This is a genomic window from Faecalibacterium sp. Marseille-Q3530 (assembly GCF_017377625.1).
Lineage (GTDB): Bacteria > Bacillota > Clostridia > Oscillospirales > Ruminococcaceae > Faecalibacterium > Faecalibacterium prausnitzii_E.
Genome location: NZ_JAFREH010000001.1, coordinates 250,660 through 267,285, shown reverse-complemented (window position 1 = coordinate 267,285; position 16,626 = coordinate 250,660). Strand labels below are relative to the sequence as shown.

Here is a 16,626-nt window from a genome sequence, read left to right as displayed (position 1 = left end):
GGCCTTTTTTGCTGATTTTTTCCGGCCCGATGGGGCTATACTTCTGCTGAGTCATATCAAACGACAGGGAGCAGGCAAATGAGCATTTGGGAAGCATTCGGCATGGGCAGATACAAGGGCTTTTCGCGGGAGGCGGGGCTGCTGCTGGACGAGGCAGTGGAGTTGGCGGGCGGCTTTGGCTGCAAAAAGGCAGATACCGGCCACCTTCTCCTCGCCATGCTCCAGACAGACCGGGGCGCGGCAGGGCGGTTCCTGGCCGGAAAGAACATCACCGAGCTGGCCGTCCGGCGGCAGCTGGCCGAGGACCGCCCCGGCCCGGTGCAGCATCTGGACCGCCGTGCGCTGGCACCGGACCTCCGCCGGGCCATGGATTATGCCCTCATCGGGGCGCAGAATGCCCACCAGCCCCGCGCTGAGCCGGAACACCTGCTCTGCGCTATGCTGGAGGATACCGACTGCGCTGCCGGGGTGCTGCTGGCATCGATGGGCGTCCAGCTGACGGATGCCGTGCGGGAGTGCCGCCAGCTTTCGGGGCAGTTCATCCTGCCCAGCCAGCCCCGCGCCTCGGCCATGCCGCGCGGGAGCCGCGCCAGCGACAAATACTGCCGCGACCTGACCCGCCGCGCCGCCGATGGCGAGCTGGACCCGGTGTTCTGCCGGGAAAAGGAACTGGACCGAATGGTGGAGATCCTGTGCCGCCGCCAGAAGAACAACCCCTGTTTGGTGGGGGAGCCGGGCGTGGGCAAAACGGCGCTGGCCGAAGGGCTGGCCCAGCGCATTGCAGCCCGCGAGGTGCCCCGGATGCTGCAGGGCCGCCGCCTGCTGGCGCTGGATATGGCCAGCCTTGTGGCGGGCACAAAATACCGCGGCGACTTTGAAGAGCGCTTCAAGAACCTGCTGGAAGAACTGGTGCGGGACGGCACGGCCATCCTGTTCGTGGACGAGTTCCACACCATTGTCGGGGCCGGTGCGGCGGAAGGTGCCATTGACGCGGCCAGCATCCTCAAACCGGTGCTGGCCCGCGGGGAGCTGCAGCTCATCGGTGCGACCACGAATCAGGAGTTCCGCACCCACATCCAGAAGGATGCCGCGCTGGAACGCCGCTTTGGCCGGGTGCAGATCGAAGAGCCTGCGCCGGAGCAGGCAGTGGCCATCCTCGAAGGGCTGGCCCCTCGCTACGAGCGCTACCACAATGTGCGCCTGCCGCTGGAGACCCTGCAGGAGGCCGTGGAGCTTTCGGTGCGGTATCTGCCGGGGCGGTGCCTGCCCGATAAGGCCATCGACCTGGTGGACGAGGCCTGTGCCGCCGCCCGCATCCGCGCCGAGCGGGAGGGCATCCGGGACCCGGAACTGACGCGGGAGGAGATCGCCCGCGTGGTGGCGCAGGCCAGCGGCGTCCCCGCCGAGCGGGTGGGGGAGAAGGAGCGGGAGCGGCTCGACCGGCTGGAAGAGCGCCTCAACGCGGAGATCGTCGGCCAGCAGAAAGCGGTGGCGGCGGTGGCCGGTGCCATTCGGCGCAGCCGCACCGGGCTGGGGGAGCCGGGGCGGCCCATCGGAGCGCTGCTCTTCCTGGGGCCGACCGGTGTGGGGAAGACGGCCCTCGCCAAGGCGCTGGCCCGCAGCTGGTTCGGCAGTGAGAAAGCCCTGCTCAAGTTCGATATGTCGGAATATCAGGAGCAGCACACCACGGCCCGACTGCTGGGTGCGCCGCCGGGCTATCTCGGCCACGATGAGGGCGGGCAGCTGACCGAGGCCGTCCGCCGCCGTCCTTACAGCGTCGTGCTGTTTGACGAGATCGAAAAGGCACACCCGGACATCCAGAACATCCTGCTGCAAATTCTGGAGGACGGCCAGCTCACCGATGCCATGGGCCGCAAGGCGGATTTCCGCAACACCATCGTGCTGCTGACGTCCAATCTGGGCGCGCGCTTTCTGGCGGGGCAGAACGCGCCGCTGGGCTTTGCAGCGGGCAGCGAGGCCGTGTTCGAAAAGCAGTCGGCACAGGCCATTGAAGAGGCGAAAAAGTGGTTCCGGCCGGAGCTGGTCGGGCGGCTGGATGAGCTGATCGTCTTCCGCCCGCTGGCCGAGGACAGCCTGTGTGCCATCGCCGAAAAGCTGCTGGGCCAGCTGGAAGAGCGGGCAGCCCACAGCGGCTATCAGCTGAGCCATACGTCCCGCGTAGGCCCGGCACTGGCAGCGCGGGCGCGTTCGCCCTATGGGGCACGCGAACTGCGGCGGCAGGTGGACCGCGCCGTCGAACAGGCCCTGGCCGACCAGATCGCCGCCGGTGCCGCCCACACCGGCCAGCACTGGACGGCCGACTGCACAGCCGATGGGCAGGTGACGCTGCTCCAAACGGAAACAGCAGCCGTGGGGCAGACCACCGGCTGACGATCCGCTGCTCTGCCGAAAGACCCCCTTGAAACTCCTGCGATTTCTGTTATCATAGAGGTAATCGAAATTGCAGGAGGACGCCATGCGCACCTTATTTTTACTGAACCCCGCTGCGGGCAAGCAGGACTGTACGTCCCAGCTCATTCCGCAGATCGAAGCCGCTGCCCGGCGGGCGGGCCTTGCCCCGGAAGAGGTCACGATCCACGTCACAGAATACGCCGGGCACGCGCGGAAACTGGCCCGCGCAGCAGCACAGCAGGCCGCAGCGGAGAGTGTGCCCCTCCGCATCTATACCGCCGGAGGCGACGGCACCTTTATGGAGGCGATGACCGGGGTGCAGGGCATCCCCGGTGCGGCGGTCGGATGCCTGCCCTACGGCAGCGGCAACGACTTTCTGCGCACTTACGGCACAAAGGAAGAGTTTGCAGACCTGGACGCGCAGCTGGCAGGCGGGGAAGTGACCATCGACCTGCTCCAGACGAACCTGGGTCTGTCCGCCACCATCTGCGCGGCGGGCCTGGACGCTCAGGTGGCTTATGGGATCCCGAAGTTCCGGCGCATCCCGCTGTGCGGCGGAGAGGCGGCGTATCTGCTCTCCATCGTGGAGCAGCTGTGCGGCCGCATCGGCCGGACGCTGACCTTCACCATCGACGAGGAAACCCTGACCGTGGACTGCCTGATGTGCGCCATCTGCAACGGCAAGGCGTATGGCGGCGGCTTCCTGGCCGGGCCGGAGGCAGTGCCCGACGACGGCTGGCTGGATGTCTTCATCGTCCGCAAGGTCGGGCGGCTGACCATTGCCAAGCTGCTGAGCATGTACAAAAACGGACGCCACTTCGTGAATGGCCAGCTGACTGAGGCGGCAAAACCGTATTTCATCTACCGCCGCGCAAAGCGTGTGTCGCTCCGCCCGGCCGACGGGCGCGGGCCCATCGTGGCCACGGCGGACGGCGAGTGCGCCCCCTGCGGCGAAGTGACGGCCTCGCTTCAGCCGCTGGCAGGCCGCATCCTGCTGCCGAAGCCTGCCTATGAGCGGTTCTGTGCAGCGCGCAGCACACCGGCCGATGTGACAGAATGACTGCAAAGATCCCTGTGCGGAATGGACTTCCGCACAGGGATTTTTACGTGGTGCGGAGGGATTTTGAAATCGTCATAAATATTTAACAAAAAAAGTTCCGAAACCTCTTGATTTTTGCGGGCAAGATGAGTACAATACACTTAGCACTCAGAGAAAAGGAGTGCTAAACAACCGGAAGCCGGTAAACCAGAGCCTCCGGGCACAACGATGTTTTCATTTTATTTTTATAATAGGAGGGCAAGAACTATGAAGATCATTCCTCTTGCAGACCGTGTTGTTATCAAGACTGTTGAGGTCGAGGAGACCACCAAGGGCGGCCTCATCCTGACTGGCAGCGCCAAAGAAAAGCCCCAGGTGTGCGAGGTCATCGCAGTCGGCCCCGGCGGCGTCGTGGACGGCAAGGAAGTCAAGATGACCGTGAAGGTCGGCGACAAGGTCCTCACCAGCAAGTATTCCGGCACCGAAGTGAAGGTGGATGGCGAGGAGTGCACCATCGTCCGTCAGGGCGATATCCTGGCCGTTGTGGAAGACTGAGTTTCCCCCTCTACTGTAAGAAATTGAGCTTTTGAAGGAGCGATTGGATTATGGCTAAACAGATCAAGCAGGGCGAGGACGCCCGCAAGGCACTGTGCGCTGGCATTGACACGCTGGCAAATACGGTAAAGATCACCCTGGGCCCCAAGGGCCGCAACGTGGTGCTGAGCAAGAAGTTCGGTGCCCCCGTCATCACCAACGACGGTGTGACCATCGCCAAGGAGATCGAGCTGAAGGACGAGTTCGAGAACATGGGCGCACAGCTGGTGCGTGAGGTCGCAACCAAGACCAACGACGCAGCAGGCGACGGCACCACCACCGCAACCGTTCTGGCACAGGCAATGGTCACCGAGGGTATGAAGAACGTCACTGCCGGTGCAAACCCGATGGACATCCGCCGCGGCATGAGCAAGGCAGTCAACACCGCCGTTGAGACCATCAAGGCCCACAGCCAGAAGGTCAAGGATGCCAACGACATCGCACGTGTCGGCACCATTTCTGCAGGTGACCCGGAGATCGGCCGCCTGATCGCAGAGGCAATGGAAAAGGTCACTTCCGACGGCGTCATCACCATCGAGGAGAACAAGACCACCGCTGAGACCTACAACGAGATCGTCGAAGGCATGCAGTTCGACCGCGGCTATCTGACCCCGTATATGGTCACCGATACCGACAAGATGGTCGCCGACCTGGACAACGCCGCCATCCTCATCACCGATAAGAAGATCAGCGTCATTCAGGATCTGGTCCCCCTGCTGGAGCAGGTCATGCAGAACGGCATGAAGCTGCTGATCGTGGCTGAGGACATCGAGGGCGAGGCTCTGTCCACCCTGATCGTCAACCGCCTGCGCGGCACCCTGAACGTCTGCGCCGTCAAGGCCCCCGGCTTCGGCGACCGCCGCAAGGAGATGCTGCAGGATATTGCGACCCTGACCGGCGGCACCGTCGTGTCCGCTGATCTGGGCTATGAGCTGAAGGACGCAACCGTCCAGATGCTGGGCCATGCCCGCCAGGTCAAGGTCACCAAGGAGAACACCACCATCGTTGGCGGTGCAGGTGATAAGGACGCCATCGCAGCCCGCATCGCACAGATCCGCAACCAGATCGAGGCTGCGACCAGCGACTTTGACCGCGAGAAGCTGCAGGAGCGTCTGGCAAAGCTGGCCGGCGGCGTGGCCGTCATCAAGGTCGGCGCTGCGACCGAGGTCGAGATGAAGGACAAGAAGCTCCGCATCGAGGACGCTCTGAACGCTACCAAGGCAGCCGTTCAGGAAGGCGTCGTTGCCGGCGGCGGCACCGCTCCCATCAATGCCATCCCCGCTGTCCGTGCGCTGTGCGAGACGCTGGAAGGCGACGAGCGCACCGGCGCAAAGATCGTCCTGAAGGCTCTGGAAGCACCTCTGCGCCAGATCGCAAAGAACGCCGGTCTGGAAGGCAGTGTCATCATCGACAAGATCGTCTCTGCCAACAAGCCCAACTACGGCTTCGATGCACAGAACGAGGTCTTCGTGGACGACATGATCGCTGCTGGCATCGTCGACCCGACCAAGGTCACCCGCTCCGCTCTGGAGAACGCAGCATCCGTCGCCGAGATGGTGCTGACCACCGAGAGCCTGGTCGCTGATCTGCCCGAACCCCCGGCTGCTCCCGCAGCTGCCGGCGGCGACATGGGCGGTATGGGCGGCATGTACTAATAACTGCCTGAAAACCGCATGAATCCTTGATTTTTGGAGCGCGCAAAAGCGGATTTACGCCAAACTTACGCCACTTACGCCAAAAATCAAAGCGCATGATAGGGTAACAAAATCGGCACTCGCTGAAAAGCGGGTGCCGATTTTTTGTGTCTAGGGGATTTGAAGACTCATGAAACCCACTGATGGATTCTGCGAGCGGCAGACTGTCAGCGGCTTTATTGTTGACGAAAAACAAAGGTAGGGATACAATAATAAAAAAGAATGTAAAACCGGAAGGGAGCGCGCCGCCATGGAAAACCAGAGAGACTTCTGCACAGAATGCCGCAGAGAAACGAGCTACACCTTGAAGAAAATCAAAATCAACCAGACCATCCGGGAAAAGGAGTGTACTTTTGAAATCACGGTAGCATTCTGCAACGAGTGCGGCGGCGAGATGGGCGTTCCCGGATTGATGGATTACAACATAAAAGAAATTGAAGAGCAATACCGTAATTCAAACATGCCACAATGATTGGAGCGTTATAGTGGCTAGATTGTGAAAAACAAAATGGAGGTTATCTTGATGAGCGCAACTGCTAAACATTATCTTGAGCTTATTAGCCAGCATTTACAGGAACACCATGCGGCTCTTTTTGTTGGGTCGGGATTTAGCCGTAATGCTGATAAAGTAACATCTGACGTTCCAAACATTCCATTGTGGGATGGATTAGCCCAAAAATTCAGAGAAAAGCTGGGAGATTCCGATCAGAGCGACCCTCTCGCATTGGCTGAGAGTGTGGAAATTGCGTATGGTCGTAGTGAATTAGATCACCTTCTTCTAGATAGTATAAAAGATGCCGATTATCGTCCATCACCTTTGTATGAAAAACTTTTGCGGTTGCCTTGGAGCGATGTTTTTACAACGAATTACGATACGCTTCTTGAGCGTGCTGGAGAAACTCTTGTAGAGAAAACATTTACGCTGGTAACCAACAAGGATGATCTTGTTGGCAGTTCTGGTGCAACAAGGCTTATTAAACTTCACGGTTCGTTTCCTTCGCAACGCCCATTTATTATTACGGCAGAGGATTATCGGACATACCCTCAAAAATTTGCCCCATTTGTGAATACCGTGCAGCAGTCATTGCTGGAAAATACTCTCTGCATGATTGGATTCTCAGGAAATGATCCTAATTTCAATAATTGGATTGGTTGGATTCGTGATAATCTTGGCGCAGAAAATGCCCCGTATCTGTACTTTTTAAGCCATGAATCTGTTTCAGATGTTCGGCGAGAGTGGTTGCATAGGCGGAATATTATTGTCGTTGATCTATCCGAGATTTTTTCTGCCGAGTCTCCTTATGCTATTTATGAACAGGCTTTGGATTATCTTTGGAATGAGTATAGTGAATTTCGTGTAACTGGTCAGAATTGGAAAACACATCATTTTTTTGATGAAAAGTTAGATCGGACGTCTTCTATAAAAGAAGCCCTTCCGGTGTTACGAAAAAATCATGATAGCTGTCCAAAAGTTTTGACGCTTTCTGCTTCAAATAGAATAAAACTACGACATCTTCTCTCTACAGCTCATGCGATTTTGGCGCATCATTGCGCACAAAAAGATGCTGGTACAGAAAATGAGATGACTTATCTGTATGAATATAACTGGCTGAACGAAAAGACTTTAGTGCCTCTTTTGGATTCGGATATTGATTTGTATCAAAAAATTCTTGCCAGAAATTCTGATGTGCGTAGCTCGGAAAAATGCGCTATTCTTTTTTCGTTGCTTCGTTCTTTTCGAGAATATGGTGACGGAGAAAATTGGAATATAAAATATGCAGAGCTGGTTGCTATGAAAGCATATTTTACGGCAGAGCAACAGGAACAAATTCGATGGGAAGAATGCTTACATTCGCTTTTTCGCTACGAATTTCAGAAATTGAAACAACAATTGAAAAAATGGCGCGTTTCACCGGATCAAACTTTATGGGCGTTACGCAAATCAGGATTGTGTGCCGAAGTTGGTGAGTATGATGCGGCACTTTCACTTTTACAAAATTCTCTTTCCAATTTGCGGCAGCGTATTTCACATCAGACTCGACCGGATGCTTTCCTTGTATCATTAGAGAGCCCTATGATGAAATTGCAAAGCTATATTTCAAAGGTTCGCCCTTCTGGTGCAGAAGAAAGGAATATCACATTCGTAGATGAGCATCGCCGAACAATCCATAGGCAGTATGAGGTAGATTGGGCTGATGAAAATAAATATTTTACATCAAGGTTAGAAGCACACTGGGTTCCTTTTCAAACACATGAAACCAAACCGCGTTTTGACTTTGGAGTGAATTCGTCTACGACACACTATGGAGGAGAAGATAAAGAAAGAATAGTTGCTTTTACTTTTCTTCAATTCCGTGAGGAAACAGGTATACCATTTCGCCTTGAGAATTATGTGGACGGCGCAAAGGCAGCTTGTGGAGCAGCTGAACGTATTGCGTTATATTGTCCGCTATGGGCTATTTTGACCGTTGTAAGGGCTGGTGAAGAAAAGTTTATAGAAAATGCGCTTACACGTGGTGTTCTCAGTACATGGACCCCAAAAGAAACAGATGAATGCTGCCAATTTTATATAGATGCAGTTTTACGTACGGAATTAGAATTTACCAACCATAAGACTGTTGGCGTTAATACTTTTGTGACAGAAGCAGCTACAGTTCTTTTGGAGGCACTATCTGAACTGTGTTCTAAATGTTCGGATGAAATGATGGTGCAACTTCTGGTCTTTTTGAAGAAATTGTACTGTTCTCCTCAAAAAGATCATTATTTGCAGGCTGCATCACTTGTAAAAAGACTGATTCCTTTTTATCCTGTTGAGTTGCATCATGAACTGCTTTTGCAGTTGCTAACTTATCCTCTGCCTAATCTAGAACGACTTAGGATTCATCGTGATTTGCTAGATCCATTTGGAGTGCTTTCAACACAATCAAAAGGATTCAAAGCTGAGTCGGAAAAGTCCTGCCAAGAAATTGAACAGTTAATTGTTTTGTCTCAATCGAATGATAAAGGTTTAAGTGCTTTAAACCGCTTGCTCTGTTGTGGAGAACAGGGACTGTTGACATCTGAGCAGAAAAAATGGTTGGGAGATTTTATCTGGAAGGATGGAAAACCACATCTTCATGAAAACTGGCTGGATACTGTTTGCTTGCATTTCCCATCCCAGTATGAGAGAGACGAAATTCAATACCTTTGTCAGTCTATTACAAATAAGATTGAGGAAAACACACCTGGGGTGATTTGTTTTCCGGATGATAACGATGTTTTTAATGAACTTGTAAATGTTTCTTTTTTTCGTGTAGATGCATTTACGTCAGAGGAAACAAGCCGGATTCTTGAAGCTAGTAAGGAACGAATAGCTGACCTTTCTGACAATATCAGCCGTGGAATTGATGCATTTGGCGATGAAGGGGCATTTGTTTCTCAAATATATCAGATATTGCATGCTCTTTGGATTTTTACTACTCTTCGTTCACAATGGACTCCGACAGAAAAAGACTGTACAGTATTGACAGCAATTCTAACTCAATGTGACACACATCATATCAGTCATCATGGTATAAAACGATACTGGTCAATACTCCTGAAACAGGATTTTGAATCCCAAAAAGACTTAGAGCGGTCTTTGCGATCTGCTGATACCAAACGTGCGCACAGCTGCTATAATGTCCTTGCAACAACAATATGTCATCCGGATAAAATGCTGCTTCCGGATGATGAACTTTGCACAGGATTAGAAATTGCTGCCCAGCAAATTGCCTGGGGCGTTCCAAAGCAGCTGGCAGCTGCGTTACAAACGGTTTCCTTTGCAGCAGAAGATCGTCCTGATCTATTAACGACACACTCGATGGAACTTATACTGACAGGTCTTTCTCAGCTATTGGAACAAACTCGAATTTCTTCGGACGATACAGTGGCAACGGCATCAGAGAAGGGCGACATTCGTCGATGGGCTGTGATTCTTGCAACAAAAATAGATACTGGAAAAATTTCTAAAGATGGACAAGAAATTTTAAAAGATTGGCGTGCTGTTAGCCAAGATAAGGACGAGTTCGCCGAAATCAGGAATGGCCAGCGATAATGAATCAAAGTGTCCATGTCTGGATGTGAGAATTTCTTACCTGAACTCTAAAATGGCGGGATTGTTCTAAATGGCAACAGCCGCCCAGCATGACCATAGCGGTCAACTGCTGGGCGGCTGTTGTTGTACTTATAGCTATACTTACGCCAGATGGAGTTTCTCTTTCAGCGCATCCTGAAGGACACCGGAAAAGTTGATGTGTGCCGATTCGGCGGCATCGTTGAGCCAGCCGGGAATGGAAAGGGTTTTCTTTACGGGTCTGTACCGCTTTTCGTACTCTTCCATATCGAAAGGCACCATCACCACAAAATCTTCCGGGTCAACGTGAAGCGCAGAAGGGACAGAAGGCTCCGGGCAGACTTTGCAATCTTCCAGCATAAGGCCGATGGCATCCTGTGCCATGCGGACAGCTTCGTCCATGGTATCGCCTTGGGTGAAGCAGCCCTCAATATCGGGAATCTCAACAGAGTACCCGGTTTCTTCCGGGTGAAAAATTGCAGGATAGAAAATAGCGTTCATAATGTGACCTCACCTTTTATAATTCAACAAACAATCAATGTACCTTCACTTAACAGGCCTACATTATTGGTTGGAAATTGTAGAATAGTCTATGCAGTGCTTTGCAGTTTCAGAATATGAAGTCTACAATCATCATATTCTTACTTTTTGAGTCCGGCCAATTTGAGAATGTTTTTCTCGGTACCGGGCTTCAGATCCTTTGCGTGAAATGGAACGACAGTGGTTTTGTTGGTAGTTGGGTTATGGTACTTGTAGTGTGACCCATTTGCACTGACTAAAACAAAGCCGTTCTGCTCCAGCAAGCGAATCATTTGCTTGGGAGTCATCGGCATGGCGGGTGCCCCTCCTTTCTTTCAGGATTACGTCTTTATTGTATACGTATTTTACGTATTTGTCAAGAGGCAAAAACAACCGCCCAGCGACCTTACGGTCTCGCTGGGCGGCTTATTTTTTGCGTTTCCAGAGCAAATATTCTTCGTAGCGGTGCATCTCGTTTTGTTCTTCTTCGGTCAGGCGCTGGCGCTGTTTGCGGGCTTCGTCCGAGGGGTCGATGTCGGTCAGACCCAGCAGGTAGTCGGCGGAGGTGCCGTAGAGCTTGCAGATGGCAAGCAGTGCGTCACTTGGCGGCAAGTTCTTTTCCTGCTCCCATGCACGGACAGCCCAGACCGAAAAGCCAATCTTATCTGCAAGGATTTGCTGTGTGTCATCATTTAACTTGCGAAGTTCAGCCAGCCGTTCCCCGAACATAGTTTTCCCACCCTTCTTTACCTACTAGTATATGTGGCACTACTACTTTCTATAAAAAGTGGTGTAAATATGCTAGACATGAATGAAAGTAGCAGTATAATACTAGTATAGGGCGAAACTAGTGAAATGATGCTACTTCCGCCGCAACGCTAAGGCAAAGCGAGGGAATCCCCGTTGGAACAACTGATCGACTTTCACGCACCGGAAGTGCAGGCGGTGCTGGATACACTTCTAAAAGACCGCTCCACCGGTAAAAACATCATCTGGGCCACCGACCCGCCGGAAGAACTGCAAACGGTGATGTACGAGCCGGTGACGGATAGATCCCAGATCACCACCCAGCAGCTTGGGCTGACTCACTACGAGGTGGTGCTGCCCCGGATGATGAAGCAGACCGACACCCAGCAGCAGCGCACCCGCAAAAAAGGCGAGGTGTTCAGCCCGGCATGGGTCTGCAACAAGATGAACAACGCACTGGACGCCGACTGGTTCCGTGGGCTGGGGGCAGGGGAGAGCGCCGGGCAGTTCACGGTGGAGTTGCCCCAAGGCTGGCAGACGGTGGAAACGCCGGTGCAGTTCCCGGCTTGCAAGGGCAGGACTCCGGCATGGGTGCAGTATGTGCAGAGCCGCCGCTTGGAGGTGACCTGCGGCGAAGCCCCCTTTCTGGCGTCCCGGTACGATGCCGCCACCGGCGAGATGATCCCGGTAGCCCGGCGCATTGGCATTCTGGACCGCAAGCTGCGTGTGGTAAGCGAGAACGCTGCCACAGAGGACGAGTGGCGCAAATATGCCACCCATGCGGTGCAGTCCACCTACGGCTACGAGTATCAGGGCGATAACCTTTTGCTGGCACGGGTCAACCTTCTGCTGACCTATGCAGAGCATCTGCAAGCACGCTGGCAGCGCAAACCCACAAAAAAAGAGTTACAGCCTATCGCCACCATCATCAGCTGGAACCTGTGGCAAATGGACGGCTTGCACCTCTCTGTGCCCGGCGGCAAGCCCCAGCCGGAGACAGAACAGCTTGATCTCTTTTCCATGTTCGGGGCGGCAGAGCCGCAGCCGCCCACGGTATCCTGCAAAGTGAAAAACTGGCGTAAGGGCAGCCATGGAACGTCCCGGAACTTTGAAACCATTCAGGAAGGGAGTACCAGCATGAAGTTTGATTATGTCATCGGAAACCCGCCGTATCAGGAAGTTGATGGAGGTTCAGGCGCAAGCGCAACGCCGGTATATAACAAATTCATTGAGGAAACAAAGACATTGAATCCAACGGCAATGTCTTTTATCATTCCAGCAAAATGGTATTCTGGTGGTAAAGGGTTGGATAAATTTCGAGAGCAGATGTTAAACGACAAACGAATGGCGGTACTCGTTGACTATCCTAACTCGCTGGATGTTTTTCCGAATGTGGATGTTGCTGGTGGTGTATGCTATTTTGTGTGGGCCAAGTCACATGAGGGAAAATGCTACTACATAAATTACCGAGATGGGGTTAAGACATCCGAATACCGTGATTTGAATGAGTTTTCGACATTTATTCGTTATCCAATCGCTGCCGAGATAGTTAAGAAGGTGCGTCTGAAAGGAGAGCAGACGCTTGATACGATAGTTTCCAGCCGAAAGCCGTTTGGTCTTGCTACAAATGTGAAACCGCTCAAAGCAGGAGATATTCAACTGAGATTTAATGGTGGGATAGGCCCATATAAAAGAAGTTTGATTTCTACGGGTATAGAAAATATAGACCGCTATAAAATCATTATTTCATATTTGACGGCAGAACACGCAGGACAGCCCGACAAGAACGGACAATACCGCATTCTCTCGACAATGGAAAAGCAACCGCCGAAAGTAGTTTGTTCAGAAACGTATCTCGTTGCAGGAGCATTTGACACAGAAGCTGAAGCAGATAACTATATGAGATACCTAAAAACACGATTTGTGCGTTTTTTGATTTCGATTTTGGCGATGACACAGCATATCAGCAAAGGTATGTTTAGTTTTGTTCCTGTTCAAGATTTTTCAAGAGCGTGGACGGATGAAGAACTGTTTTCAAAGTATAAACTAACTTCTGATGAAGTGGCATTCATACAAAGCATTATAAAGGAGATGGCATAATGGCTGGCATAACCCTGCGCACTGCCCGGCAGGTGGTGCCCATGATCTACGCCTATACCACCCCGGAAATTGCCCGGCACAACGGCTGGACAAAAATCGGCTACACCGAGCAGTCGGTGGACAAACGCCTGAAACAGCAGACCCACACCGCCGATGTACTGTTCCACGAGGAGTGGCGGGGCAATGCCGTCTACGATGACGGCAGCGGCGAGGTGTTCACCGACCACGATTTCCACGCCTATCTCCGCAAGCTGAACGTGGAGAACGACCGCAAAAACGAGTGGTTCCATCTGGATGGGCAGCAGTCCCGGCGGTATTTTCAGGATTTCCGCATGAACCGGGGCCGCGTGCAGCTGGATGCCGCCATCGCCTACACCCTGCGGGAGGAGCAGGCGATGGCTGTCCATGATACCAAGACCTATTACCAGAGCCACCCCGGCGGGGAATACCTCTGGAACGCCAAGCCCCGCTTTGGCAAGACCCTTTCCGTCTACGATTTCTGCAAGCAGGTCGATGCACAGACGGTGCTCATCGTCACCAACCGTCCTGCCATCGCCAATAGCTGGTACAGCGACTATGTGCGCTTTCTGGGCAGGGAGTCCGGCTATCTGTTCGTCAGCCATGTGGATGCCCTTGCCGGGCAGCCCCATGTGCTGGACGAGCAGGGCTATCTGGATGCCGCCGCACAGGGCGAGAAACTGTATAAGCGCATTGAGTTCGTCAGCCTGCAGGACATGAAAGGCTCCAGGTATTTCGGCGGCGAGTACGACAAGCTGCGCCACCTGACCGAGCTGAACTGGGATGTGCTGGTCATCGACGAAGCCCACGAGGGTGTGGACACCTACAAGACCGACCTTGCTTTTGACCGCATCCACCGCCGCTTCACGCTGCACCTGTCCGGCACGCCCTTCAAGGCGCTGGCGAACGACAAGTTTGCCGGGGATGCCATCTTCAACTGGACCTACGCCGACGAGCAAGCCGCCAAGCGGAACTGGCAGGGCGCACCGGGGCAGCAGAACCCCTACGCTAACCTCCCCATGCTCAACCTCTACACCTACCAGATGTCCGAGATCATCCGGGACGAGATTCGGCAGGGTGTAGAGATCGACGGCGAAACGCAGGAATTTGCCTTTGACCTGAACGAGTTCTTCAAGGTGAAGCCAAACGGCAGCTTTGAGCACGAAGCCGAGGTAGACCGCTTTCTGGATGCCATGACTACCCAGAACAAGTTTCCGTTTTCCACCCCGGAGCTGCGTGCCGAACTGAAGCACACCTTCTGGCTGCTGAACCGGGTGGACAGCGCCAGAGCGCTGGCGAAAAAGCTGCAGGCGCACCCGGTATTCCGGGACTATGAGGTGATCCTAGCCGCCGGTGACGGCAAGCTGGACGACACGGACGAGAACCAGAAGAGCTTTGACCGGGTAAAAGCCGCCATCGCCCATCACGAAAAGACCATCACCCTGTCGGTGGGGCAGCTCACTACCGGTGTCACCATCCCGGAGTGGTCGGCGGTGCTGATGCTCTCAAACCTGAAAAGCCCGGCGCTTTATATGCAGGCGGCGTTCCGTGCCCAGAACCCCTGCCTTTTCCACGAAAACGGCACCTTCCGCCGCAAAGAGAACGCCTATGTGTTCGATTTTGACCCCGCCCGCACTCTGCTGATTTACGAGCAGTTCGCCAACGACCTTTCACAGGACACCGCCAGCGGCAAGGGCGACACCGAGGAGCGCAAGGCGCACATCCAGAATCTGCTCAACTTCTTCCCGGTCATCGGCGAGGACGAGGAAGGGGAGATGATCCCGCTGGATGCAGAAAAAGTCCTCAGCATCCCCCGGAAGATCAAATCCAAGGAAGTGGTGCGGATGGGCTTCCAGAGCAACTTCCTGTTCCAGAACATTTCCAACGTGTTCAGTGCCCCGCAGGAGGTGCTGGACATTCTGCAAAACTTCCAGCCCATCAGCGAAGCTAAGGCAAAGCCCATCCAGATCACCCCGGAGACCGGCGCAGACCTCTCCCTGAACGACAAGGGCGAGGTGGATTTGGACGAGGGCTACGTCATCGGCAAGGCAGCAGATGTGTTCGGGGAAAAAATTTACGAGAGCACCCCGGCGCTGGACACCGCCCTGCAAGACCTGACAGATGCTCCGGCTCCTACCAAAGAAGAGCATCTGGAACCCCTGAAAAAGAGCATCACCAAGGAGATCATCACCCCTATGGTGGAGCAGGCAAAGCAGGAGTATGGTCGGGATCTGAAGCTGTCCGACCAGAAGCGGTTTGAGAGCACCGCCAAAGCCAAAATGAACGTGGCGGTGAACAAGGTGGTGGACAACTACCGCATCGACCAGAGCCAGCTGGAGACCCAGCGCACCCAGCAGCTGCAAAGCTGCACCACTGCCCAGCAGCGCCAGCAGGTGAACCGGGAGTTTGACGCAAAGCAGCAGCAGAGCACCGCCGCCCTGATGGAGACGTTGCAATCCACCATCCAGCAGACGGCGCAGGAAATGCAGCAGACCATCGTGCGCACCGTGGAGACCAACCAGAAGGAGCAGGAGAAAAAGGGCTACGAGGACACCGTCCGCGACCATCTCCGGGGCTTTTCCCGCACCATTCCGTCCTTCCTCATGGCCTACGGTGACGAGACCGTGACACTGGCAAACTTTGATCAGATCATCCCGGACAAGGTCTTTCAGGAGGTCACCAGCATCACGCTGGAGCAGTTCCGCTTTTTGCGGGACGGCGGACCGTACATCAACCAGACTACCGGACAGGAAGAACACTTTGCAGGTCACCTGTTCGACCCAGTGGTGTTTGACGATTCGGTGAAGGAATTTCTGAACCTGAAGGTCAAGCTGGCGGATTACTTTGACGAGAGCCGCACCGAGGATATCTTCGATTACATCCCGCCCCAGAAAACCAACCAGATCTTTACCCCCAAGTGGGTGGTGAAAAAGATGGTGAACCTGCTGGAACAGGAAAATCCCGGCTGCTTCGATGACCCCGGCAAGACCTTCCTGGACCCCTACATGAAGTCCGGCCTGTACATTACGGAAATCGTCAAGCGCCTTTACCGCAGCGAGAAGATGCGGCAAGCCTTCCCGGACGATAACGCCCGGCTGGAACATATCTTTGCCAAGCAGGTCTATGGGCTTGCGCCGACAGAGATCATCTACCGCATTGCCATCAGCTACATTCTGGGCTTTGCAAAGAATCACAGCATCACCGCCCACCATATCCGTCAGGCGGATACGCTGGAATTTGCCAAGGCGGGCACTATGGAAAGGGAACTGGATAAGATTTTTAGAGACTGAGAAAATAGAATACAGCGTAAAACCAAAGGCGGCTGTCTGCATGGGTGCAGATGGCCGCCTTTTTGTGCTATACGATTACGAAAACGGACGAATTTGTCAGTTCTCGTTACATCGGAGCCG

The 16,626-nt window shown here is 54.1% G+C and carries 11 protein-coding genes; 8 read left to right on the top strand and 3 right to left on the bottom strand.

The features are described from left to right. Positions 1-78 precede the first annotated feature (78 nt). The 6 genes from J3350_RS01135 to J3350_RS01110 all read left to right on the top strand — a co-directional run bounded on the left by J3350_RS01135 (position 79) and on the right by J3350_RS01110 (position 9,814). The gene (locus J3350_RS01135; protein WP_207685408.1) at positions 79-2,391 is read left to right on the top strand and encodes an ATP-dependent Clp protease ATP-binding subunit; all 2,313 of its coding nucleotides are present in this window, start codon (positions 79-81) and stop codon (positions 2,389-2,391) included. 85 nt (positions 2,392-2,476) lie between these two features. After that, positions 2,477-3,472: a diacylglycerol kinase family protein gene (locus J3350_RS01130; protein WP_207685407.1), complete on the top strand. Its 996-nt coding sequence runs from the start codon at positions 2,477-2,479 to the stop codon at positions 3,470-3,472. 246 nt (positions 3,473-3,718) lie between these two features. Continuing rightward, a complete protein-coding gene (groES, locus tag J3350_RS01125) occupies positions 3,719-4,006 on the top strand; it encodes a co-chaperone GroES (protein WP_055187788.1) in 288 nt (95 codons plus the stop codon). Between the two features lie 50 nt (positions 4,007-4,056). Continuing rightward, positions 4,057-5,700: a chaperonin GroEL gene (groL, locus tag J3350_RS01120; protein ID WP_097792501.1), complete on the top strand. Its 1,644-nt coding sequence runs from the start codon at positions 4,057-4,059 to the stop codon at positions 5,698-5,700. 289 nt (positions 5,701-5,989) lie between these two features. Further along, positions 5,990-6,211, top strand: a complete 222-nt coding sequence (locus tag J3350_RS01115; protein ID WP_207685406.1) for a hypothetical protein — start codon at positions 5,990-5,992, stop codon at positions 6,209-6,211. Between the two features lie 51 nt (positions 6,212-6,262). Beyond that, positions 6,263-9,814: an SIR2 family protein gene (locus J3350_RS01110; protein ID WP_207685405.1), complete on the top strand. Its 3,552-nt coding sequence runs from the start codon at positions 6,263-6,265 to the stop codon at positions 9,812-9,814. 141 nt (positions 9,815-9,955) lie between these two features. Here J3350_RS01110 and J3350_RS01105 read toward each other — a convergent pair whose 3' ends face one another. From J3350_RS01105 to J3350_RS01095, 3 genes are all read right to left on the bottom strand, one after another. Beyond that, positions 9,956-10,333, bottom strand: a complete 378-nt coding sequence (locus J3350_RS01105; RefSeq protein ID WP_015538062.1) for a type II toxin-antitoxin system HicB family antitoxin — start codon at positions 10,331-10,333, stop codon at positions 9,956-9,958. 140 nt (positions 10,334-10,473) lie between these two features. After that, complete coding sequence (locus J3350_RS01100) at positions 10,474-10,665, bottom strand: type II toxin-antitoxin system HicA family toxin (RefSeq protein ID WP_112114942.1); 192 nt, start codon at positions 10,663-10,665, stop codon at positions 10,474-10,476. 112 nt (positions 10,666-10,777) lie between these two features. Further along, entirely contained in the window at positions 10,778-11,080 is a 303-nt protein-coding gene (locus J3350_RS01095; protein WP_118657350.1) for a helix-turn-helix domain-containing protein, read from the bottom strand. A 174-nt stretch (positions 11,081-11,254) separates the two neighbouring features. On the opposite strand from J3350_RS01095, the gene J3350_RS01090 reads away from it, so the two are divergent. Then, positions 11,255-13,198, top strand: a complete 1,944-nt coding sequence (locus J3350_RS01090) for an Eco57I restriction-modification methylase domain-containing protein (protein WP_207685404.1) — start codon at positions 11,255-11,257, stop codon at positions 13,196-13,198. Next, positions 13,198-16,506 carry a DEAD/DEAH box helicase family protein gene (locus tag J3350_RS01085; RefSeq protein WP_207685403.1) on the top strand — a complete coding sequence of 1,103 codons (3,309 nt, stop codon included), beginning with the start codon at positions 13,198-13,200 and terminating at the stop codon, positions 16,504-16,506. Before J3350_RS01090 ends, J3350_RS01085 begins: the two co-directional genes overlap by 1 nt. Positions 16,507-16,626 lie beyond the last annotated feature (120 nt).